The sequence below is a fragment of the Stenotrophomonas sp. RG-453 genome (assembly GCF_033843685.1).
In the GTDB taxonomy this organism is placed as follows: domain Bacteria; phylum Pseudomonadota; class Gammaproteobacteria; order Xanthomonadales; family Xanthomonadaceae; genus Stenotrophomonas; species Stenotrophomonas bentonitica_A.
In genome coordinates this window covers 86,090-107,121 of the sequence record NZ_JAMYED010000004.1, presented here as the reverse complement: position 1 = coordinate 107,121, position 21,032 = coordinate 86,090, and the positions used below count along the sequence as shown (strand labels likewise).

General features: G+C 57.9%; 27 protein-coding genes and 1 pseudogene. 9 read left to right on the top strand and 19 right to left on the bottom strand.

Annotation, left to right across the window (positions count from 1 at the left end; all coding sequences use genetic code 11):
• Positions 1 to 32: 32 nt before the first annotated feature.
• Positions 33 to 1,424: a site-specific integrase gene (locus tag NJD74_RS08835; protein WP_197579816.1), complete on the bottom strand. Its 1,392-nt coding sequence runs from the start codon at positions 1,422 to 1,424 to the stop codon at positions 33 to 35.
• Positions 1,425 to 1,944: 520 nt separating this feature from the next.
• Between NJD74_RS08835 and NJD74_RS08830 the strand changes: the two genes are divergently transcribed.
• On the top strand, positions 1,945 to 2,214 hold the full coding sequence (locus NJD74_RS08830; RefSeq protein ID WP_197579814.1) for a hypothetical protein: 270 nt from the start codon (positions 1,945 to 1,947) through the stop codon (positions 2,212 to 2,214).
• A 1,115-nt stretch (positions 2,215 to 3,329) separates the two neighbouring features.
• Here the strand turns inward: NJD74_RS08830 and NJD74_RS08825 are convergent.
• The 4 genes from NJD74_RS08825 to NJD74_RS08810 all read right to left on the bottom strand — a co-directional run bounded on the left by NJD74_RS08825 (position 3,330) and on the right by NJD74_RS08810 (position 6,136).
• Positions 3,330 to 4,316, bottom strand: a complete 987-nt coding sequence (locus tag NJD74_RS08825) for a hypothetical protein (RefSeq protein WP_197579810.1) — start codon at positions 4,314 to 4,316, stop codon at positions 3,330 to 3,332.
• Between the two features lie 69 nt (positions 4,317 to 4,385).
• Positions 4,386 to 4,877 carry a hypothetical protein gene (locus tag NJD74_RS08820; protein WP_197579808.1) on the bottom strand — a complete coding sequence of 164 codons (492 nt, stop codon included), beginning with the start codon at positions 4,875 to 4,877 and terminating at the stop codon, positions 4,386 to 4,388.
• A 57-nt stretch (positions 4,878 to 4,934) separates the two neighbouring features.
• The gene (locus NJD74_RS08815) at positions 4,935 to 5,795 is read right to left on the bottom strand and encodes an ImmA/IrrE family metallo-endopeptidase (protein ID WP_197579806.1); all 861 of its coding nucleotides are present in this window, start codon (positions 5,793 to 5,795) and stop codon (positions 4,935 to 4,937) included.
• Between the two features lie 20 nt (positions 5,796 to 5,815).
• Complete coding sequence (locus NJD74_RS08810) at positions 5,816 to 6,136, bottom strand: helix-turn-helix transcriptional regulator (RefSeq protein WP_197579804.1); 321 nt, start codon at positions 6,134 to 6,136, stop codon at positions 5,816 to 5,818.
• A 659-nt stretch (positions 6,137 to 6,795) separates the two neighbouring features.
• Here NJD74_RS08810 and NJD74_RS08805 point away from each other — a divergent pair.
• The 3 genes from NJD74_RS08805 to NJD74_RS08795 all read left to right on the top strand — a co-directional run bounded on the left by NJD74_RS08805 (position 6,796) and on the right by NJD74_RS08795 (position 8,334).
• Positions 6,796 to 6,966, top strand: a complete 171-nt coding sequence (locus tag NJD74_RS08805) for a hypothetical protein (protein ID WP_019184226.1) — start codon at positions 6,796 to 6,798, stop codon at positions 6,964 to 6,966.
• Positions 6,967 to 7,031: 65 nt separating this feature from the next.
• A complete protein-coding gene (locus NJD74_RS08800) occupies positions 7,032 to 7,250 on the top strand; it encodes a hypothetical protein (protein ID WP_197579802.1) in 219 nt (72 codons plus the stop codon).
• A gap of 286 nt (positions 7,251 to 7,536) precedes the next feature.
• Positions 7,537 to 8,334 (top strand): MobA/MobL family protein, encoded by a 798-nt coding sequence (locus tag NJD74_RS08795; RefSeq protein ID WP_197579800.1) that lies wholly within the window; start codon positions 7,537 to 7,539, stop codon positions 8,332 to 8,334.
• A gap of 146 nt (positions 8,335 to 8,480) precedes the next feature.
• Here the strand turns inward: NJD74_RS08795 and NJD74_RS08790 are convergent, their stop codons facing one another.
• A complete protein-coding gene (locus NJD74_RS08790) occupies positions 8,481 to 8,705 on the bottom strand; it encodes a hypothetical protein (protein WP_197579798.1) in 225 nt (74 codons plus the stop codon).
• A gap of 562 nt (positions 8,706 to 9,267) precedes the next feature.
• Between NJD74_RS08790 and NJD74_RS08785 the strand changes: the two genes are divergently transcribed.
• The gene (locus NJD74_RS08785; RefSeq protein WP_197579796.1) at positions 9,268 to 9,444 is read left to right on the top strand and encodes a DUF3606 domain-containing protein; all 177 of its coding nucleotides are present in this window, start codon (positions 9,268 to 9,270) and stop codon (positions 9,442 to 9,444) included.
• Positions 9,445 to 9,487: 43 nt separating this feature from the next.
• On the opposite strand, the gene NJD74_RS08780 is transcribed toward NJD74_RS08785, so the two are convergent.
• Positions 9,488 to 9,871: a hypothetical protein gene (locus tag NJD74_RS08780; protein ID WP_197579794.1), complete on the bottom strand. Its 384-nt coding sequence runs from the start codon at positions 9,869 to 9,871 to the stop codon at positions 9,488 to 9,490.
• A 64-nt stretch (positions 9,872 to 9,935) separates the two neighbouring features.
• Entirely contained in the window at positions 9,936 to 10,244 is a 309-nt protein-coding gene (locus NJD74_RS08775) for a hypothetical protein (protein WP_197579792.1), read from the bottom strand.
• 239 nt (positions 10,245 to 10,483) lie between these two features.
• Between NJD74_RS08775 and NJD74_RS08770 the strand changes: the two genes are divergently transcribed.
• On the top strand, positions 10,484 to 10,840 hold the full coding sequence (locus NJD74_RS08770; protein ID WP_197579790.1) for a helix-turn-helix transcriptional regulator: 357 nt from the start codon (positions 10,484 to 10,486) through the stop codon (positions 10,838 to 10,840).
• Positions 10,841 to 10,932: 92 nt separating this feature from the next.
• Positions 10,933 to 12,093, top strand: a complete 1,161-nt coding sequence (locus NJD74_RS08765) for a hypothetical protein (RefSeq protein ID WP_197622979.1) — start codon at positions 10,933 to 10,935, stop codon at positions 12,091 to 12,093.
• On the opposite strand, the gene NJD74_RS08760 is transcribed toward NJD74_RS08765, so the two are convergent.
• Positions 12,090 to 13,838, bottom strand: a complete 1,749-nt coding sequence (locus tag NJD74_RS08760) for an ATP-binding protein (RefSeq protein ID WP_197579786.1) — start codon at positions 13,836 to 13,838, stop codon at positions 12,090 to 12,092. The two genes, NJD74_RS08765 and NJD74_RS08760, sit on opposite strands and share 4 nt — an antisense overlap.
• 454 nt (positions 13,839 to 14,292) lie before the next feature.
• Here NJD74_RS08760 and NJD74_RS08755 point away from each other — a divergent pair, with 454 nt between their 5' ends.
• Together NJD74_RS08755 and NJD74_RS08750 are read left to right on the top strand one after the other, a co-directional pair.
• The gene (locus NJD74_RS08755) at positions 14,293 to 15,885 is read left to right on the top strand and encodes a MobA/MobL family protein (protein ID WP_197579784.1); all 1,593 of its coding nucleotides are present in this window, start codon (positions 14,293 to 14,295) and stop codon (positions 15,883 to 15,885) included.
• A 568-nt stretch (positions 15,886 to 16,453) separates the two neighbouring features.
• Positions 16,454 to 17,932, top strand: coding sequence for a SulP family inorganic anion transporter (locus NJD74_RS08750; RefSeq protein ID WP_253128162.1), 1,479 nt, complete (start codon positions 16,454 to 16,456; stop codon positions 17,930 to 17,932).
• 112 nt (positions 17,933 to 18,044) lie between these two features.
• Here NJD74_RS08750 and NJD74_RS08745 read toward each other — a convergent pair.
• From NJD74_RS08745 to NJD74_RS08700, 10 genes and pseudogenes are all read right to left on the bottom strand, one after another.
• Positions 18,045 to 18,263 (bottom strand): annotated as a pseudogene (locus NJD74_RS08745) (hypothetical protein); the annotation flags it as partial.
• 393 nt (positions 18,264 to 18,656) lie between these two features.
• Positions 18,657 to 18,899, bottom strand: coding sequence for an AlpA family phage regulatory protein (locus tag NJD74_RS08740; RefSeq protein ID WP_319624014.1), 243 nt, complete (start codon positions 18,897 to 18,899; stop codon positions 18,657 to 18,659).
• Between the two features lie 132 nt (positions 18,900 to 19,031).
• The gene (locus NJD74_RS08735) at positions 19,032 to 19,331 is read right to left on the bottom strand and encodes a hypothetical protein (protein WP_319624013.1); all 300 of its coding nucleotides are present in this window, start codon (positions 19,329 to 19,331) and stop codon (positions 19,032 to 19,034) included.
• Positions 19,328 to 19,516: a hypothetical protein gene (locus NJD74_RS08730; protein ID WP_319624012.1), complete on the bottom strand. Its 189-nt coding sequence runs from the start codon at positions 19,514 to 19,516 to the stop codon at positions 19,328 to 19,330. The genes NJD74_RS08735 and NJD74_RS08730 overlap by 4 nt, the downstream gene beginning before the upstream one ends.
• Positions 19,509 to 19,652, bottom strand: coding sequence for a hypothetical protein (locus NJD74_RS08725; RefSeq protein ID WP_319624011.1), 144 nt, complete (start codon positions 19,650 to 19,652; stop codon positions 19,509 to 19,511). Before NJD74_RS08725 ends, NJD74_RS08730 begins: the two co-directional genes overlap by 8 nt.
• On the bottom strand, positions 19,649 to 19,909 hold the full coding sequence (locus NJD74_RS08720; protein ID WP_319624010.1) for a hypothetical protein: 261 nt from the start codon (positions 19,907 to 19,909) through the stop codon (positions 19,649 to 19,651). The genes NJD74_RS08725 and NJD74_RS08720 overlap by 4 nt, the downstream gene beginning before the upstream one ends.
• Complete coding sequence (locus tag NJD74_RS08715; RefSeq protein WP_319624009.1) at positions 19,906 to 20,043, bottom strand: hypothetical protein; 138 nt, start codon at positions 20,041 to 20,043, stop codon at positions 19,906 to 19,908. The genes NJD74_RS08720 and NJD74_RS08715 overlap by 4 nt, the downstream gene beginning before the upstream one ends.
• Positions 20,040 to 20,252, bottom strand: coding sequence for a hypothetical protein (locus tag NJD74_RS08710; RefSeq protein ID WP_019184960.1), 213 nt, complete (start codon positions 20,250 to 20,252; stop codon positions 20,040 to 20,042). Before NJD74_RS08710 ends, NJD74_RS08715 begins: the two co-directional genes overlap by 4 nt.
• The gene (locus tag NJD74_RS08705; protein ID WP_319624008.1) at positions 20,249 to 20,542 is read right to left on the bottom strand and encodes a hypothetical protein; all 294 of its coding nucleotides are present in this window, start codon (positions 20,540 to 20,542) and stop codon (positions 20,249 to 20,251) included. The genes NJD74_RS08710 and NJD74_RS08705 overlap by 4 nt, the downstream gene beginning before the upstream one ends.
• Positions 20,539 to 20,790 carry a hypothetical protein gene (locus NJD74_RS08700; RefSeq protein WP_319624007.1) on the bottom strand — a complete coding sequence of 84 codons (252 nt, stop codon included), beginning with the start codon at positions 20,788 to 20,790 and terminating at the stop codon, positions 20,539 to 20,541. The genes NJD74_RS08705 and NJD74_RS08700 overlap by 4 nt, the downstream gene beginning before the upstream one ends.
• Positions 20,791 to 21,032 lie beyond the last annotated feature (242 nt).

The following is a 21,032-nucleotide window of genomic DNA, read 5'->3' as shown; positions in this document are numbered from 1 at the left end:
GGCAGGATTGAAGCGGAGCACTCTTTTCGCAGTCACGGATACATCTTCGCCGCTTTCCCGAGCTTTTCTTTGAACTGCCCGCGTTGATACACCGGGAGCACTACGGGCGGGTTGTATTTTGCCAGTGCCGCGATTTGACGCTCGCGCACCAGCTGCGGCGATCGATGAATGTAGTTGCTGTGTAGAACTGGAACTTTCTTGGAGATCGAGTGGCCCGTTATGAGAGCAATGTCCTCTTCATTGACGCCGGCGGCTTCTAACTCCGTCGCAAGCGTGTGGCGGAAGCCATGAAAGCCGACGCCTTTGGGGAAGCCAAGGTCCTTAAGATAGTTGCTGAGCTGGATGACGAGCGCCTGGCTGTATCTTGCGTTGGACTTGCCCGTTGCTTTGTTCACGCCTGCCGAAAGCTGCGGGAAGAGTCTGGGGTGCCCGCACGCTCGGATGTCGGCAACGAAGTCCAGGAGTCCAGCTTTTAGAAGGGTGGGGTGCACCGGTATCATGCGGATCGCACTCTTCCCTTTGAGGCGCTGCCGGGTTTGCTGCCCGTCGCTCTTGGCAAGATCGGCATCTTTGGTCATCCGAATGGCAATGCACCAGGTGCCCTGGTCTTGGATGATGTCGGCAACTTTAAGCTGTGCGACTTCATTGACCCGCGCGCCCGTATACAACCCAATCATCGTCGCCCACCAGCGATGTGGGAACTTGGATGCCCAAGCTCCGAAGGTGTCTGGATTGAAGATCTTCTGCAGGTCTGCGGGGCTCAGCAGCCGCTCCGCACTCTTGCTGCTTTCTAAAAGACTTGCCTTGACCGGGCGGAACGCGGCCATAGGCGAGTGAGGGATGGCTTTAGTGTTGACCAGCGCTTGAAAAAAGGTCGTGAGCATTCGACGATGAAGCTCTAAAGTCGCCACGGCGGGGGCAGGGGCGTTCGTTTTTCTGCCTAGAGCAATCAGCGCGTCAACTGTCATGCTTCGAAGCTTAGGATCATTGGTTAAGTTCGGAGGCGATGAGCGCAGCAAGTTCCACATTTGGTGGATATGGCGATGGTCAATCATCGAGACCGGGATGTCGCCACACGTCATCTGTAAGATCTTCAACGAGCGCGCAGCCGCTTTGGTCGTTGTGTCTTGCAGGGCGCGGCGCGTCATGTCAGCCAGGTAGTCTGCAACTTCGTCTGAGAGCCGCCGCGCAGGGCTCGCGATTGGAAGCGTGTCTGGAAAGCGCGTGCTGTTGCGACGGCGTCGAGAGTTCTCTAGCTGCTGGATCGAAAGCTGCAAGATCTCGTAAAGCTGGATGCCAGCCTGGCGGCTGTTGACGACGACGTCTCTCAGTTCGAGCTTGCCAAGTTTGATGCTGCTGATTTGAAGTGAGTCGGTGGTGCTGAGTAGAGTTTCGAGGTTGAAGTTGGGTAAATCAGAGGACATCTACGATCCGTATTTATGAAGGTAGACTGTTGATAAGAGGTAAAACCTTTCTGTCAACCTGCAATTTTGAACTATTTTCTCGTGGCTGGTTGATGTCCGGGCGTTGAGAAATCGGCCTGCCAGTGGGGTCAGTTTTTAATATATATTATTGCTAAGAATTGCCGTAGGGCCATTGAGGCGTATAGCCTCTAGAGTTTATCTATGCAGTGTTATAAAAGAACTTGCCATAGTGTTTAGTTATCCATGTACGCCAAAAGTAACGGGTGATTAATATGAATGCCAGATAAACGTGACGGGTTGGGCGCGATGCCATTAATACCTAAAGAGGACCTTTAGGCATTCTAAGGCCAGTCGGATGGATCCATTCGGTGCGCGCTGACCAAAAAGTGGAAATTAAGAATAACTGGCGTTGACGGCGTCTTGTCTGTCTGATTTGCGTATCCAAATAGAAGGTGCTGCTGTCATATCTGGACGCTATGATGCTGTTGCCGGAAATGACTCCGGCTAACAAGGAGGTGTCATGAGTGACATTACGGCCGATGAGGCACGTGCATTGCAGCAGAATGCAGTGGGGAGCTCTGAGGAGCTTTGGGATGAGTATGTGGGCGTCATTCGCGCAAGCGCAACGATCGGCAAATCAGACGCAACCCTTGGCTTGAAGCCGAAGTTCACTGCTGTCCAGATGGCGGCGGCTGCCGAAATGCTCCGTCAGCGCGGTTTCAGTGTTCAGGAGAAGGGGGAACACCTCGAAGTCTCCTGGGCAGATGTGCAGAGCGTCCACGCCCTCTGAGTTTGCTCTCACCGAGCAATCGCGCTCCTTAGGCTGCTGCGGCCTGAGGAGCGTCAAGCAAGATAGAACAACTGAGCTCAATTGTTGCTCACGTCATGTATCCGGATGGAAGCTGTGAAAGCGGATCCGCGATGTCACCGCGTGCCTTTTCGGTCATCACCAAGGCCTGCGGGACGCGCGTGAACAAAGCGGCCGATGGGAAGACTGTCACGGGCACCCATGGTGACCCCAAGGGGTTCCACAACGACGGGTAGGCATGATCCGCCTGCGGATTGGACCTGGCCTAGTGACCTTCGATCAGGGTGCCGTGGGCATCGTGCTTGTATAGCACCGGCAGGAGGGTGGCGGCAGGCCATCTGCCCCGGTGGTCACCCGGTTTGGGAGCTGCCTCCCAGGGGTAGCGGTTCGGGCAAAGTGACACCAGGGTCGGCTCCGGCAACCCCAGCGACGCGAGGCCAACTGCTCGGCGTGCCACGGTCACGGAGTGAGGGGCGAGGGGGTGGGCTTCATGCTTGTGGGTGGGCGCGCAGCGGCGACAGAAGAAAAACCAACAGGCGCCGGTATGCCCTCTTTTGCGTGGAAGATAAGTGACCGGCAGATCGCTGAGACGCTGGACTACATCCGAAATTCCTGGGGCAACGCAGCCAAGCCCGTGGACGAGGCAGAGGTCGCGCGCCTGCAGTCGGTGCTCTCAGCTAGAGATCAGCTGCCTGCGAACTAGCAATCGAGCCGTTCGCACTGTTGAGGGCCAATCGTGGTGGCCGGAAGCCGGGGCAGTCCGGGTCCCGCTCCGGGCCGGTCGTTGCTGGGCAGCGTGCCCTAGGCAATGCCATTCGTCGTGCAAGGACGAGCCGAGGGCTGACACGAATTGAGCTCGCCGAGGCGTTGGGGATGCATCGCACGCAGCTTGGGCATGTTGAGCAGGGCAAGAAGGACTTCCAGCTCTCGACCCTAATGCGCTTGGCAGATGCTTTGGGGTTGCCGCTATCGATGTTGGTCAGAAGCGCTCAGCTGTAAGGTGCAGGAGGTGGTCGGCACGGCTCAGCGACTCTCTGAGGTTCGGGGGCTGAGTCATTCTTGTAAGCGGGACCAACGTCTGCGCTACGCATCTTTGATCACATTCCGCTTTTCAGCCCGCCGCTAGGTCTGCTGACCATGGCAACGACGGCGGCAGCGCCCTGTGGGTTTGCTTGGATACCACCGATAGGTTCGAGAGAGGCTTGGTTGATGCAATCGAAATCCGGTGTAAGCCCTGTGCCGCCCTTGTCATCCACGACGACGATTGCGCCCATTTCGATAAGCTCTGGCAAGAACTTCTTAATGACAGTGCGAGGAAGCACCAACCAGCCAGCCCCCTTGCCTGACAAGCCTTCAGTCATCGTGTCAATGAAAGGAGCGCGGGGTTTCGTCAACTTGTGGGACGTCTGGGCTGCTCTCGAAATCTCGGCCTCGATGCAGCCCTGATCCAGCTGGTTGAAGGGAACTGTGGTTGCTTCGCCATCTTGATAAACCACGTAATGGACCCAGTCAATGTGCTTCACAAGCGCTTCAACTTGATGCGATTGAAATTTCTCAAGCCGTGAAGCGGCAGCGATTGAGGTTGCGTCAGATGCAAATTCCTTAAAGCTGGGCGCTTGCGATTGCGCCAGTATTCTGCACACAAATGCAAGCAGCATGGTCATCTGAAAGTGCGGTTTGGCTGACTCTGCTGGACCTCGCCTGATGGATAGAACACGAGATTTGACGTTGGATTCGAGTTTTTTAGCTTGAAAGATCGCAACCTTGGCGTTCTCTTCGTCGTGACCAACAACGAGGCAGAAGTCTGAGCCTGTAGCCGTTTCACTCAATGGTGTTTTGGCGCCGCCACTCTTCCGAAATGTCCCAAATCCGCAGGTCACTTGATCGGCTGGGCTGTGGCCGCCAAAGACGGCTAACAGCGGTGCCGCTATTGCCGCGCCACCGAGGATGGTGGACGTGTAGCTTTCTTCATCGTAGTCCTGAACACCTGCGATGGTTTTGGTCCGCGCCATTGTCCAAGCAAGCGCTAGGTGCATTGGATCTAACGCCTGTTCGGTCGATTCTCTCTGTTCGCTCGTCGCCATCTTCATCCTCCCTTGGATAAACGAAGATAACATTGGGTTCGCAACCTGCGCGAGTAGGTTGACTGCGAACTATGCGGTTGGGAAGAAGATATTCATGGCGTCAGGCGCATGGCGACGGATAGCACGGAAGAGCTTTCCTCCGCCAAGGACCGCGCCCTCACCCTCACCCCCGATAGCCTGGGCTAGGCGATCAGGCCAATCGTCGGGGATAGTCTCCATTGTCACTGATGAACTAGCGAACAAGTAATCCAATGGACTAGCCCTGCCATGTTCGTAGTCTGAAAGCGCGTTGAGCAGATTGATTTGCCCTTCAACATCGACGGCCAATAGGGCAGACATGAAGCAGGCACGTTTGCGCTCGTTTTCAAGAGCGAAGGCGACATACCAGCACCACTCAGCCCAAAAATGACCTAACGTATCAAAGTGACTTGATTCGCTTCCGGCGCGCCATGCTCGCCAGGTGCTATCCCCTTCAAGAACGACTCCGTCGCCGTCGCGTGTCAGGCTCATGCCAAACCGCTCGATGGCATCGTTGGCGTCTTGCAAGCTTGGAAAGAACATTTTTGACCTCCGTTGAATATCCTTTGGTAGGCCAAAAATAGGGCTTGTCAAGTGTGCTTAGTCTTGCCAGGGCGCCCAAACCCTTGAGCGCCTGGGGAGCACCAGAAGCGTCAGGGTGTAGTCGAACTGGTCAGCGCTGATCTTCATTTCTTTAAGACTGAGTCCGTCTTCCGCATGCTTGAACCAGGCGCGAGCGGGAAGCTCTACACCCAATCGTTCGTGCACGATCTGACCGTTAGCGGCCAAGGTGTCCTCACCGATGGCAATTGCGCTTTGTCGTGCACGGAAGAACGCGCCACCTGCTCGTGCCGATCGGCTCGAGATCGACCAGTTGATGAAGCCATCGGTGTGAGAAATGAGCACGGCGCAATGGTCGGTGTGGTCGATCCAGCGCAATGCAGCAGCAGTTAGCGATACGCCATACCGATCGGCGCAGTCTGCGAGCACGTCAAAGTCGGCGCCGTCCTGTGTGCTTTGGCGGAAGTCATCCAAGGGCATCAGAAGCGTTGCTGCAAAGGCGTTGGCCTGGGCTTCCATTGATGCCTCTTGCTCGGTCAGACTCACCATGTCTTGCGTGGCGCACTTAAAATCTATGCGATCTTGTCGATGCAGCAAGTAGTGGCCAAGCTCGTGAGCTTGCGTGAAGCGGATGCGGCCTGCGGATTTCAGCGTCTGGTTGTAAAGCAGCATCCACTTGCTGCGCGTGTCATTTGCGAAAAGCGCGCCTTCAAAGGTCTCTATATCGGCCGATTCGACATTAGTGATGGGGTCATCCCAGCGGAAGATATCCGCCGCCCCCTTGGCCAGCGCCACGACATCAACTGGAAATCGTGGATCCCCGTGCGCCGCCGACATTGCGTTGAGCAAATGCGTCAGACGGTAGGCAGCCTTGGAGGGAGTGAGCACATCAGCGTTCATCGGCCAATCCTTTGGCAAAGTTAGGACTTCTTGAAGGTTTCCATGATCCTGCGCATCTGCTCTTTGGCGGTTGAGTCTAGTTCGCCGTAGTTCCTAAAGAACGCTTGGTCGAGATGCCGCTCCTCAGGACTTGTTGCTTCCTCATCCAGGAAATAGGACACATCCATAGACAGGGCCTTAGCTAACGCGGCGAGCTTTTCAACCGATGGGCGAGGGGACTCTCGGTTCTCCAACTCCCATAAATAGCTCTTACTCATGCCAGCAGCATCAGCGAGCGAGTCAAGTGTCAACCCTTTCTCGCGCCTTAGGTTCTTGATTTTATTGCCAAAAATCGTGGACATCGATGGTTCCTTGGAGGCCGGCACAGCGCCAAGTGCTACTATACCGAACAAAAGATTTGACAGGAGCGAACGATGCGGGCAAGATCATGCCGAAAGTTCGCTACACCGAACAAAAAATATTGCTATAAAAACGTGACTCAGTTCACATTCCACCCAGGAGCTGTGCTAGAGTCCAACGCAAAAGGGCCCGACCGGAAGGTAGAGCCCAAGATATAGGGGGTGATAATTTTTCCAACACAACATGCAGTGGTTCAGAAGGTCACTGCGTGAAGCAAAAAACCTCACCTGTAAGGCGTTCAGCCGGTGGGGCCTTTAAGATTGGCTGCCTCGTAAACAGCCGTAAAAGTATAGCGCTCTGCAAAAGAGTGTCAATACACCAGTCTTGAAGTTGTCGGATGAGCGCCCTCAACCAAGAGGACCACCGGCCGTGTCTACAACGACCGCTACCCCTCGTCCTGGCTACAAGCTCATCTTCCGGGCAGTCATTACCCTGAAGAACGGCAAGAAGCTCCACGCTTCTGCTGCGGGCTTGAAAGCTTGGCCGATCTGGGTCCCTGACGTGTAGTCAGGTGATGTGCGGGGCAGCGATGCTGCCCCGCCTTCAACGGTCAAGACCAGTCGCCTCTTGTGCTTTTCTTCCTCAACTACCGAGAACTTCAATGGCTACCAATCCACCGAAAGGCGACGGTCACCGCAATGGCGCGGTGCGTAACCGGTCGCAAACCCAGACCCCGGCCGGCAATTTCGTCAAGCGCGACACGGGCACCGGACGCTTCATGGACGTCAAAGCAGACAAGACGCCCTTCAAGGGCGTGCGCAAGGAAAAGTAAGTAACGGTCGGTGGTGCTCAGGCACCACCGACCACTTGGCTGCTGTCAATTTCAGGAGAAGCGCTTTGCCGAACTTCATCATCAACAAAAACGCCCAGGCCAACGGCGATCACGAGGTGCATAACACCACCACGGGATGCACCTTCATGCCGCTGTCGGCTAATCAGATCAGTCTGGGCTCCCACTTGACTTGCAAGCAGGCCGTGGCCGACGCGAAAGCCCGTTGGCCGCAGAATCGCATCAACGGGTGCTATTACTGCGCCAACGCGTGCCATACCAGTTGATGCGTCATCCAGGGTGCCGGCCTATGCCGGCGCCCTTTCTATTGCAAGCCGAAAGCGCGACAGCCGAAGCCAAGGCTGATGCTCTTCAACCGAGTCGAGTTCGCTGAGGAATGTGCGTGGCGTTTGGCCCTGACTGGCCGCCATGCTGAACGTAAGAAAACGATGAAACGGCGCGCCAAATCCCATGACCTTTAGGCGTCAGCAAAGGAGCGATGAACTCCTTTGAATAGGTCTTGCTCTATAGCCAATTTGCCTCATAGCTGGATGCTCAATCAACGGAGCATCTATGGCCATTTACCACACTCGCGTCAAAACGTTCAGTCGTGCCAAGCATCACTCAGCCGTCGCCGCCGCCGCCTATCGTGGCGCACTCTGTCTCACCGATACACTGACCGGTATCGTTCACAACTATCAAAGTCGTTCGGGCGTCCAGCGCGTTATCTGCATCAGTCCCATCGGCGCGCCCGACTGGACAGAAGATCCTCAGCAGTTGTGGAACGCAGTCGAAGCTGCTGAGAAGCGCAAAGACAGCACGGTGGCTCGCGAGTTTGAATTGGCACTGCCTCACGAGCTCAATGACGATCAGCGCTGGAAACTTGCGCTGGACGTCGCGCGCAAGCTCGTGCTGCGCTTCCAGTTTGCCATTCAAGTCAGCATGCACGAGCCGCCTAAGAATGCAGATGCGCGCCACTACTACGCCCACCTCCTGGCAACGACACGCAAGGTAGATGCGCAGGGACTCGCGCAGAAGACGCGTGAGCTCGATGGCGTCATCAATGGCAAGCCACAGGTCGAATGGATTCGCGCAACCATTGCCCAATCGATCAACGACCACCTTCGACAAGCCTCTGATGCAGCGCGAGCGGCGCTTAATGCGGGGCAATCGAAGGTTCAACCCACATCCCCGGGGCATTTGTTGTCGAAGCTCGTCAAAGAGTTCGAGAGCGCAATGCTGGTTCACCAGAGAAAGGACGTAACTCAGGCTTGGTCTGCTTCTCACGATTCGGTTTTCTTGAACAACAACGACGCAGTGCTAGCGGCATGGCAAAAAGCGAACAACGCACCATCGCAGCGCCTGCCCTAGGGCGTCGGCAACGTCGTGCAAGAGTCCCGGCAACGAGTGGTCTGCTTGGTGCCTCGCGCACCAAGCACGCTGTCACCGCGATCTTCCTAGGCGACGCAGACTCAGTCTCGCGTTAGAGCGCCTAGTTATTAGCGGTCAGCTAACAGTCAATGGAGGTAAGGATTGATGACTGCTTGGCTGAGCGCATGCAGATCATAGCGGCCGTCGACATACCGATCCAAAGCGACATGGATGCGGGCGTCGGGTTGCTCTCCGCGATCGGCTAGGCATCGGAGCCAGAAGCGCACATGTTTTCGGCGCGATTCTGTTGTGTTTGGCTCGTCGAAGTCGGGATGGTCTGACACGTCGGGATTGTAGGAGAGTGTATTCATGCCTGATTCCTAACACGAATCAGAGCGTTGTCAAATCTCTCGTCGGCGTATGAATGCTCAGATCGGTAGTTGTAACGCGTGATGAGGAGGCTCGTGCAGGCGCCCCCAACCAGCGCTAGGCTAAAGTCTGCTTATCACCTAGCGGATACTCAGGTCGACGATAAATCATTGCACTAAACCGACCTTTTTAACCCATCTTGGACAACGAGAACTGCCGCCTCCCCAGCGGACGCATCTGCCAAAGCCGGCAGTTGGTTCCGCACGGCGAGGTGTTATTGACCTGCTGTCTTGCTCGGCCCATTGGTGGCGGAACCTCGGATATCGGGCTCGGCCTTGGGAAGGCGAGCGCGCCCTGGCCTGCTCGCCCCCATGTCTGTCACGCCGCGATGCTAGGCGCGTCTGCATCTGCGTCCGCTTCCCTATGCCCAGATTGGGTATGGAGAAGACCGATTGGAGGTAGGGAAAGGCCTACCGCTACGCGCGGATAGTTCCGACTGGACAATGGCCGGGCGTGGCGAGAATGTGAGGCGCCTCACATTTCGAGGCGTGGAGGGGATTGGCAATGGCAGCCGATCTGAGCAAGCGCGGCCCACCTGATGGCATTCGCATCAATGTGAATGAGGCCTGGGAACTCCGGGATTGGTCCAAGCACTTCAACGTCACACCGGCAAAGCTGAAAGAGGCTGTGGCGGCAGTGGGCGTGATGACCAAAGATGTAAAGCGCCACCTGGGCAAGTGAGGGCGGGGAGGGCGGGATCATTCCGCCCTCTTCTTTGATCGGCTCAGTTGGCGTTGATTGCCTGGTTCAGAAGCTCATACCAGCGATTCATCTCCGCCTCGTTGCCGAACTTGATCGTCCAGACAGGCTGGTCGACGTCGCGCACACTCACCGCTAGCGTGCCTTCGCGCTTAGTGTTGTGCCAGTGTTTTTCCCAGGCTCGCACGTCAGCAAAAGAGTAGATCTTGGTCTGGTTGCGGTCATGAAGCTTGATCCTCGCTCGCTCAGGGGACAGCGCGATGGCGCCCGAGCGGGAGAAGTAGCTTCGTTCGTAGTCCTGCTCAAAGTTGCCGCGCTCGCTCCGCAGTTTGAAACTGCGGCCCAAGCCAACAAGCACAAGCGCGGTAGCGCCGAGGACGAGCAAGAGGAGGAACGTGCCGACGGTCATGGGAACTCCTGATTGGCTCTGGGGTGATAAGCGCGGGCTGCCGTGCGAAGCGCGTCGCGGTCAATTAAAGGGTGCGACTGACGACGCCGACGACTCGGTAGTTGCCGTCCACCTCGGCGAACGTAAATACGCCGTTGAATTCTTCGTCAAAGCGACCATTCATGGCCAAGACGCGGGCCTGGACGGGGCAGTTATAGCCACCGTCGCCTTTCTCACACTTGCCGATAGCAAACTTGGTCAAGCGAGCGTCGTCAGATCCGTTGGCCTTCACAAAGACAAGCATCGCGTCCTCTGCCTTGTTTGCAGACGGTCCAGCAGAGCACGCAGTCAGCAGCAAGGCGGTGGCAAGTGAAGCCAGAAGGGTCTTGGGCATGGTCATTCCTTTGAGGTCTGAAAGCGGATGGGTGAGGGCAGGGAGGGTGGAAAAAGGTTTAGGCAGGTCCCGGGACTCGGCCGGAGGCCGTAGGGGCCGATTGGACGAGCGCGCTTGAGCGAGCATCAGGCGGTGGAGGAGTGCCGATCCCGAGCAGGCTTGCCAAAAATGTTACGTCAAACGTATGATGCGTTCAACGTAACTTTGCGTTGGGCGTAACTGACGTTCATCATTCCCAGATGAACGCGCACGCCCTATCGATCCAGACCCTTATCGCGACCCGCATGAAGGAGGTCCGCAAAGCGTCTGGCGTCTCTCAGCGGGCCCTGGGGAAGAGCGTGGGGTTAGATGACAAGCGGGCAGGGCCATACATCAGCCGCTATGAGAGCGGCGTCCATGCGACTGACTGGGAAACGACCTTGAAGATCGCCCAGTCCTTGGGCGTGTCCGTGGCGTATTTGGTTGCCGAGACGCCGGAACTCGCCGAGCTGATCAGAGCTGTCCAGCACTACGAACCCGAAGAGCTTCGGGCACTAGCCGAAGAAATCCGGGTTCGCCACGCTCAGATTGATCCCACAGCGCAGGATCAGCCGTAGCGGTTTGCCTGCGTAGAACCCAACTCCGCAGCGGAAGCTGGCCGAGCGGGTAGGCTGCTTTTAAGATAGGGCAACCTATCTGCGAGCTGCCAATGACTTCGGACAAGGAAGACGTGCGTCAGCCAGACCAAACGCCGGGTGCGCGGCTCACGCGCGTGATTGACCGAAGCTCGGCAGCGCGGCTTGTTGAGCAGATGCAACGCAACTCAGCCATCCATGCTCTCCACGCGGCCCAGCAGCATCCATCGATTGCCGCTATGCGAGATATCGAGTCACTCGCTACCCAATTTGCGATAGAGCTGGCCAACAGCGACGTCCTGCGTATGTCCTCAGGCCTACGACAGAACTTGGCCGACCGCATGGGTCAGTTGAACGAATATGCAGAGATGGCCAGGCGATCAGCCATGGCATTGCGCCAGTCCCTCATGCCATGGCAGCCGGTTGTCAGCGAACTCGCGATGGCTGCAAGCCGAACGGCAAATGACATTCTTGCTTGGCGCGACCGGTATGCGCCCCAACGCGACGCTGCCGTCGAGGCGATGCGCCGACTCGAGTCCAGCATTGGACCTGTCAGGCGCTTGGCTGAGCAGTTCGGCGAGCAGTTGCACATAGCAGCGCAGCTGAGCCAATCGCCGGCGTTTCAGTCTTGGCTATCGGAGATGTCCAGCGTCGAGATGCAAGAGCGCATGGAGCAGCTTTTGCAGGAGGCGTCGGAGGATACGTCATCCTCGTTACCAGACATGGCAATGCCCCCTGCTGCAATGCAGGCAACGGCAACATCTCTAGTTTCATGGTTGGTGGGGTGTTTGGCTGCGTTGCGCTCATCCGGTCTACCGCATGCAGATCGAATGGTCCTCTACGGATATGCGCTGACAATCGCTTGCTTCCTCTATACGGAAATAGGAAGCAATCAAGACCACGCTGAGCACATGACCAAGATTGACGCGCAAAGTCAGGAGATGAACGCCAAGCTTGATGAGCAGAACGGAAGCGGGCGTCAGATGGTCGCGCTAAATCAAGCCCTGTTGGATCTAGAGATGGCTGATCACACCTACCAGGTCGTCGTCCGTTCCGCTCCACTTCGGACAGTGCTTTCAGAACCCGCGACGCATTGGCTGCCTTGCCGTGAGGAAGTGCAGGTCCTACGCGCAGCCGGCAAGTGGCGTTTTGTCCAAACGGTGGACGAAGAGGGCGCGTTGCGGTTCGGATGGGTCCTAAACAAGCATTTGGAGCGCCTCACCGAGCCGGACTAATCGTTCCACTTTCGGATTGTAACCACCAGTTCTTGCATGCGTTTGGTCCAGTCAAAGCGCGGGGCCATGATGGCTGATGTGGTGTGCTCGCGAGAGGCGAGGGCAAGCTCAACCTTGTCGATACTGGCCCGATTGAGCTTGGCTTCAACGTAAGAGTCGCCCGTCTTCGACTTGGATGCGCTTGGAAAGAAGAGCTCGAACTGCGCAGGATCAACGGGATCAGCTTTCATGCCAAGTGCTTTGCCAATCACGGAGCCAGGCAGGTAAGTCTCAATCTCTTTGCCAGCCGTGACCCACATGTATCCGCCTGGCAGCTTTGCGATCTCCTCTTGCGCTTTGAGCACGCGAGGCTTTAGTGCGGCACCCTTGGATGATCGATCGCTGTCGCACACCAGCGCAGCATTGCGGTTAAGCCGTATGAGCTGGATGAGCTCTTCGGGATTAGGCGTTGTTGGGTCACGGAAACTTGTTCGAGCCAAGAGGGATCCGCCGTAGAAGGCGCAGGCGTAGTCACGGCCTTCTAAGAGACTCCCCTTCGAGAAGGTCTCGATCCAGTGGTTGAGATAGATGGCATCTGACGGTCCCTCGACCCAGATGATGCCGTTCGCCTGCAAAATGTCAGACGCGCGAGCGCCCAGGTCACCGACCACCTGAGAGTGATCAAAGTGCGCCGAGATCGTTTGAGTCGATGCAGCTGTCCCGTCATGCGATACGCGCACAAATTGAGCATGATCGGAGCGACTGAACTGATCGAGCGTGGCGCTGGAGTGGGTTGTCAGAAAGATAGGGCATTGGTGTTCGACGGCGAACCCGTCGATGAACCGCAGCAGGCGTCGGAGAAGCGCAGGATGAAGGTTGTTCTCAAGCTCTTCGAACGCAAACACATACTCACTTGCCGCTTTATTCTCAAGCGTAGGGATCACCAGGAGGTTGAGCAGAACGAGGATGACTGTCTTCAAGCCGCTGCCTGAGCTGCTCAGCGGGATCAGCCCCTTTTCTGCCTCTTCAAGGAAGATCTCCCATTCCCCGTCCTCATGCTGTTGCACAGAAATTGCAGAAAAGGACCCATCCGGGCCGAAGATATGGTTGAGCGCTGCTCGCAATTCGCTTTGAACGAGGCGCCGCGTCGCCATGATGTTGTCCGCCCGGATCAAGTGATCGCGGATGATGTTGGTCGCCCCTTGTCCATCTGAGCGAAGAGCGAGCTTGGCGGCGGCAGGCTCATTCCGTATGTCGCGATCAGCCAGCATATGGCGAAAGATCTTGTCGGGAAATGGGCCCCTAAGTCGGCTCACCGCCTTAGCAAGCTCCATCTCTGTTGCTTCGTTAACCTGATGGGAGAGGACTCTGCCCCAAGCATCAGGCTTCTCCTTCGCTCGATGTGACAGGTCATTTACGAGCCCGTGGGCGTTCTCGATCCAACTCACTGGTGTATCGACGAACCGCAGTCCGTGATAGGTCCAGTTGCTGCCGGTGTTGGGGACGCCTAGGGCCCCAGAGCGCTGAGAATTTGCAAAAATTCCTTGGAGCGTCCCCTCGTCGAAGGTGCCCGTGAATCGATACGAAGCAGGAAGGCGCGACTTGGTGCGATCTGGCGAGCAGAGGCTCTGCACGATCTTCAAGAGCTGCGACTTACCAGTGTTGTTGCGCCCGATGATGACATTGATCAGCTTGAACTCGTCAAAGCCGCAGAACTCTGTGGTGAAACAGCTCAGACCCTTGATCTTGACCCCGGTGATGGGCATAGCATTCCTTGCAAATTTGGACTGGGACGAAGCGCCGCATGACGGGGCCCTCTCTGTGACCCGCATCTCAGTCTAGCGCGAGAGCAAACGGCGTCAGTGGTAACCACTGGTGCGCCCTATTCATATTTCGTTCACCAAAAGATACGCTCAGCGTAAGGTGTTTCGTTTGGGAAGCATCAATTGGGACGGAATTTAGGGTGTGGAAGACCCTTAAAAATCAAAGTCAAAACCGCACTTATGGTTTCCGCTTCGCGTAAACCGTGCGGCCTGCCTGGGGTTTGGCCGAGCGCTGCCGCGCTCGCATTTGACTGCGTCAAATGGCCAGGCACCCAGACAACGCTGATTGCTCAGCAAAGCGTGAGATAGCGCACGAAAAAGTAGTTGGCGTCTAGGACTAGACGAGGGCAAGTCGCGCCTTTAATTAAGCGCTCCAACAACAAGGAGCCCACAATAAATGGCAATTTATCATGCAACACTCAAGTCCTTCTCCCGTGGTAAGGGCGAGTCATCCGTCGCCGCCGCTGCTTACCGTGCCGGGTTTGATCTTGTCGATACCGCAACAGGTCTTTACCACCGCTACTCCCACAGGCATGGCGTTGCTCACCAGCAAATGCTTGCACCGATCGGTGCACCGAGCTGGTGCTACGACGCACAGCAGTTCTGGACTGCCAACGAAGAGGCAGAGACACGCGCCAATGCCCGCGTCTGTCGAGAAGTTGAGGTTGCTTTACCTCACAGCCTGTCTGATCCCCAGCGTAAGGCGCTCGCGCTCGATCTCGGCCAGCTCCTGGTGAACCGCTACCAGGTCGCCGTGTTAGTTGCGATCCACGCCCCCAGCAAAGAGGGTGACAAGCGCAATCATCACGTGCATTTGCTAATGTCTGCTCGCAAGGTAGACAGCAAAGGCTTAGGCGAGCGCGCTGGCATGGCGTTTGACTCGCGACAGGGCGGCGGTGCCAAGGCCATTCGGGAACTTCGCAAAGCCATTGAAGGCGTCATCAATGCGCACTTGGAGCGCGCTGGCGGCACGGATCGAGTGGACCACCGGACCCTGAGGGCTCAAGCCCGGGAAGCTGCATTAAAGCAAGATTTTGTCCGTGCCAATGAGCTCAGCCGCCCACCAACGAAGCATATGGGCAAGACCCGGACCGCTATGATGCGCCAGGCCAAGAAGTTGGGTCTGGACCACGCGCTTACAGCAGGAAGCTTTGTGGAGCGGATCATTAGTCGACGATTGCAAACCGCTCCCGAGACTCATGGCGTTCCCGAAGGGCACTCCCACCAATCTGCGCTCGCGGATCATGCGCGCGAACAGGCGGCGCTACCGCAGGTCACGACAGGCAAAGGAAATACGGCGGGGAAAACAGGCCCGGTCGGTGGACGCATCATGCCAACAGCCGTGCCAGTAGGGATTACGCGGAGGATTAGTCGTGTTATGCGCTTGGCGCGGGCGACTGGGCAGGACGCTGAGGTTCTGAACGCCGAAGCAGAGCTTGTCGAACAATGGTTGGAGAGCCAGCGTCAGGCAGCGCAAGACTCACTCGATATGCTTCGAAGCGTGGGCGGGATCCAGATCGAACCGCAGTTCCAGAAGGCCTACACCACGCTCATGTGTCGACGAGTCGACGCGTATGCGACCAGTTCCTTCTTGTACGAAGACACTGAACGCCTCGCACAAGCGGTGATGAGCTACGCGCATGCAGTCGTGAGGCCCCAGCGTGCGCGAATGGCGTATTTGGCAGCCCGCGCTAAGCTCTCTGAGTATGAGGCTACGCCGCACTCACGTGAGGGCGCGCGCGCGAAGCAACGCTACTTCCGCGCCAAGGCGCACATCTCCAAGCGTGCAGCGGCGTTGCAAGCGGCTGCCGTTGACCAGGCTAGAACGCAGATGGTGGAGGCGGGTGACCACCTCGAGAAAAGATTTGGGATTAGAGGCTCCCGTGCACCCACTCCAGGCCTGAGTATTGGCGAAGATTCACTTTCAAATGGAGTCCTTTCCGACGGAGAGCTTGATCTTCGTCCCCGTCTCGGTAGGCCTAGGGCGTAGGTTTTCGAGCCAGCTTACGTCTCAAGATTGGTGGGGATAGGAAGCACCCAGTGGTCGCGATCAAATTGGTCTCGGTTGTTCGTCCGCAAGCTTTGCCAAGCTTGTTGGCTCATTGGCGCCTCTTCCATTTCGAAGGGAAGTGGCGTCGCGTTCTTTCAAGGTGCTGGCATGACTGCTGGCAGCAGCGGACCGTTCCAAAGCGGCCGCAAGGCATGGGCTCGATGATCGACCGGGACGCGGATGCGGGCTGGTCAAGGCGAGCGAAAGCGTTCAGCACGCGTGAGTGAAGAAAAGCGGGCTTGATCTGCGCCAGACATAGTGGGCCAGGTCACTCGTGATGAGGCGATTCCTGGCCACCTCATGCGGCGAGAGGCGGCTTCGGCGGCGGCAAGTTGATTGCCTCGAATTCCGCCGGAGCTTCGGGTAGAATAGTGGCACCTGTATCACGATGATCTGCCTGCGATGACACCACCCTGACGCTCGATTAAAAAGCGCTCCAGAACCCGATTCTGGAATGGGTGTTCGTTTTTTCGCTTGGCGCGCACGCTGTGCGCGGAGATCGTTATTCATGTCTGTTATCTATTCCCTGCGCCAGCAATGGCTCGGCAATGTTCGTGGCGACCTTCTGTCTGGCATCGTCGTCGCTCTCGCGCTAATACCAGAAGCTATCGCGTTCTCCATTATTGCGGGCGTTGACCCGAAGGTGGGTCTCTACGCCTCTTTCTGTATCGCTGTGATCACCGCCATTGCGGGTGGCCGTCCTGGCATGATCTCCGCTGCAACCGGGGCTATGGCACTCTTAATGGTGACTTTGGTCAAGGACCATGGCATCCAATACTTGTTCGCGGCAACGATCCTGGCAGGGTTGATCCAAATCGTTGCTGGCGCGCTTCGGCTCGGCTCTTTGATGCGTTTCGTCTCGCGCTCGGTGGTCACCGGTTTCGTCAATGCTTTGGCTATCCTGATTTTTATGGCGCAGCTGCCCGAGTTGATCGGGATGCCGTGGATGGTCTATGCCATCTGCGCGACAGGTCTTGCAATCATCTACTTGCTGCCCTTGGTTACCAAAGCGGTCCCATCACCGCTTATTGCTATCGTCGTGCTGACTGCTGCGTCTATGTATTTCGGATTTGACGTAAGGACCGTGGGGGACATGGGCTCGCTGCCTGATAGCTTGCCGACCTTTTTGGTTCCCGACGTCCCGATGACCTTGGAGACGCTCAAGATCCTGCTGCCGGTGTCGGCAACGCTGGCAGTGGTGGGTCTGTTGGAGTCGCTAATGACAGCGCAGATCGTTGAGGACATGACCGAGACGCCCAGCCAGAAGAACCGTGAGTGTGCGGGTCAGGGTTTGGCGAACACCGTAACAGGCTTCTTCGGCGGCATGGCTGGCTGCGCCATGATTGGTCAGTCGGTGATCAATATCACGTCGGGAGGGCGGGGCCGGCTTTCCTGCTTGGTAGCTGGCGTGGTGCTTCTTCTGCTGGTCGTGTATGGCTCTGAACTGGTGAGTCAGATCCCGATGGCAGCGTTGGTGGCGGTCATGATCATGGTCAGTATCGGCACGTTTAGCTGGCGCTCGGTTCGGGAGCTGGCGATCCATCCGAAGAGTTCATCAGTGGTCATGATCGGCACGGTGATTGTCACTGTGGCCACCCATGACCTTGCAAAGGGCGTGTTGACTGGCGTTGTGCTGTCAGCTGTGTTCTTCACCCGCAAGGTCGGCAAGATGCTCGCCATAGTCGAAACACAGCTGGACGCGGACTCGCGCATTTATGTGGTGAAGGGGCAGGTGTTCTTTGCTTCGGCCGGACAGTTCGTGAGCAGCTTCAACTACCTGGATGTCCCAAACAACGTCATCATTGACCTGAGGGGCGCGCACTTCTGGGATCTGACCGCAGTAGATGCGCTGGATCGGGTGGTAATGAAGCTCCGTGAGCACGGGGCCGTTGTTGAGGTCAATGGTCTGAACGATGCGAGTGAGACGCTGGTTGATCGCTTAGGCAAGCATAGGAAGCCGGGCGCTAGTTTGTCTTCGGGTCACTGATGCAGCTTTGCAGCAGTTGGGCCGCAGTTGCGCCTGCGGACTGCGGCCCGACCGATGCAAGCCGGGCCTGGAGTGCGACGCCGTTGTTGTCCAGGGTGATCGCCGCGTTTGCTCAATGCTTCTTTCCTTCAATCGCTGTTGCAGGCACGTCCGGAGGGAAGAAGCGCTTGCCCAGCCGCAGGGAGACGTGGACCAAGAGGATCAACACAGGCACTTCTACCAGCGGGCCGATAACGGCAGCGAAGGCAACCGGTGACGCTAAGCCGAAGGCTGCGATGGCCACGGCAATGGCGAGTTCAAAATTGTTGAGAGCTCAGGAGATTGTGCTGGATGGTGCCAGCCCGACTGGCAAAACCCTAAAAAGCACGCGCATTTTCCGGGTTTTCTGCGGCGAGGGTTGGCCTTATTGGACTATATCGGACCCTGGCCCGCGCTGTTTAATGACGTGTATCGTTCCGCCGCGCTGGCCTTCGGTGTTGGGCTAGGACGCGTCGCCGTTGCGGCAACCGATCGTCTGCAGCATCTGTGTCTGCACCAAAAGGGCGCTCGTTCGGCGAGTCCTTGCTTGCCAGAGCAGTCCTGCGGCGACTAGACTTCGAGGACACTCACCAGGACACAGTCCGATCCGAGTTCTGTAGCAAGATCAATGGTTTAGGGGTGGCAACGTTTAGTCCCACTCTCTCCGCCAAGACCTTTTGTAAGTGACTGAAATGGCAGCTAAATCCTACGCTGCCAAATCCTGTCCCATACAGTCTCCCATACTTCCGTCGCCGATCACTTCGGCACAGAAGCGGTCGATATCCGATTTCGCCCACACTGTGCGAGCTCCCAATTTCCGCTGTTTGGGGAAATTGCCCTGCGCCATGCGCCGGTAAATGGATGCCCGGCTGAGTGAGGTCCGGATCATGACGACCTCGATGTCTTGGAGGTCGGCGGCCAGATCGGCTGCAGTCTTCTTCCCGCTCATGAGTGATTCTCTCGCTGGCGTTTGCCCGCTCCGTTGATGTGCAAGGTGCTTTTACCGGCGGCGCAGGCCGGCAGCGGCTCGGGGTGGCTGATGTGTCGCTGAGTCATAGGGAGCTCTCCTGATTGGCGGCAATCATTCGAAGATGCCTGGGCCGGATCGAACCGGCGGGTCGATGCCGTACGTCTCAGCAAGGGCGTTGGTCCATCTGTACGCCGTGGCCTTGCTGACGTTGAATCGGTTCTGCACAGCCGGGACCGTCGGGAAGCGGTCCTGTTCGTGCGCCCACTTCATGAATTCCATGACCGAGCGGACGCAGCCGTAGTCCGCGTAGTCGTGCTGAGCCAGCGGCCTCTCGCGCTTGGCGATGCGCGGAACTTCCATGGTGGCCGAGAACGCCAGGGCTCCCAGGCCAAATGATGGGGTCATGTTCAAGCGAACAGCTCCGGTTGGATGGTGAGTGCCGGGGGTGCCGGGCGGGGAAGGGATGCGGCGCGTCGGCGGGCGGACTGGGCCATGCGGAACATGCACCAGAAGCCGTGGCCCACCAGCCGGCGGGCGCGGGCCTCGCCGATGAGCACGCGCGCTGTGTGCTTGGACTGGGTGATGGGATCAGCCACCGGCCCCCTCCACGCGCTTGAACTCGATGACCCACACCCACGGGTTGCTGTCCCAGTCGCCGCCGGTGCTGGTCCACAGGTCGCGGAAGGAGAATCCTGCGGATCTGTGCATGCCGGCGAGCGCATAACCGTTCACGGCCCCGTGATCGATCCCCTCAGGGGAGCTGCGAGGCGCATGGACCGGCGCTTTTGGAGCTGGGCGACGAACTGCCGCCAGACCTGGCGGGCCTCGGTGACGGTGCGGCAGCCGAAGAAGAGGGCGCCCACACTGCCGACCAGAACGAAGCTGTCGGCGTGGGTGTATATGGCGCGGGCCAGGAGCGCGACGCAGAAGCCGAACACCACGGCGCAGATGAAGGCCGGCACAAGCAGGCGAATCGGATGGCGGCTCATGGGATGCTCACCCTTGCCAGGTCCTGCGCGATGAGGCAGCCGATGGCGCCCAGCCCCGCGCAGCAGAGGAACATGCCGAGGTAGATCCCGAGATCCTTCAAGCCTTCCACTCGCGGGTTGAAATCCGACTTCATGCGTCACCTCCGTAGATCAGTGCCATGCGCTTGCGGCGCGCGCGCTCCCAGATGCGGTTCTGGGCTTCCTTGGAGCAGCCGGCCGCGACGAACTCGCGGGCTGTCTCGTTGACGTCCAGCCCGGAGCGGGCCGCAACGGCTCGCACGCTCTCCAGCAGGTATCTCTGGCTGTTGGTCTGGACGGGGAAGGCGAGGACCTGGGCGCTCATGCGGCACCGCCTTTGACGCGGGCGAGGGCGGTGCTCACTGCACTCATCTCGGCATTGGCCTCCCGTCCGAATCCTTCAAACTCGGCACGGTCGCGAAGTCGGGTAGCCGCCTCGATCAGCTCGGCGACTGCGGCGCGGGCTTCCCGATGCTCTGCCATGTAGCGGCAGGCGCGCTGGTATGCCGGACCGAGTGCCGGCTCATCGGTCGCGCTTTTCAGATCGTCGTAATGCTCATTCGCCGCACCAAAGGCGCGATCCAGCACCGCCAGCACATCGACAGGGGCGCTCATGCGGCACGCTCCAGACTGACCGGAGCGGCCAGCGAGAACGGGTTGACCAGGGCGCGCACGCTATCGATCTGCCGCTGTCGTGCCGCGCGGCGTTCGTCGATCGAGTTCCGGGGAGACGGGAAGCTGAGGCCTTTCGGCTCTTCGATCTCGTCTGCAAAGCCCAGCATCACCAACTCGTGGCGGCGGGCGGCTTCCCATGCCCGGGAAGCCGCAATCCGAAGATCCGGATGGTGACCCGTCAGATCCATGTCCAGCCACGCCACCCGTCACACCACCTGTCACAGGGACAGGTCACGGACGTGTCACGGCTAAGACAGGGACAGGGACAGGGACAGGGACAGGGATAACTACTCCAGATAGATCTCAGCAAGCACTAGAGATCTCTGAGGTCGCTACGTTGGCGGGGCGTGCATGCCTGCTGATGCGCCAGGCCGGATGTCCAACGACCAACCCGAGCCACCCGGACCTGCTTGCTGGGCTGGCGGAGGGT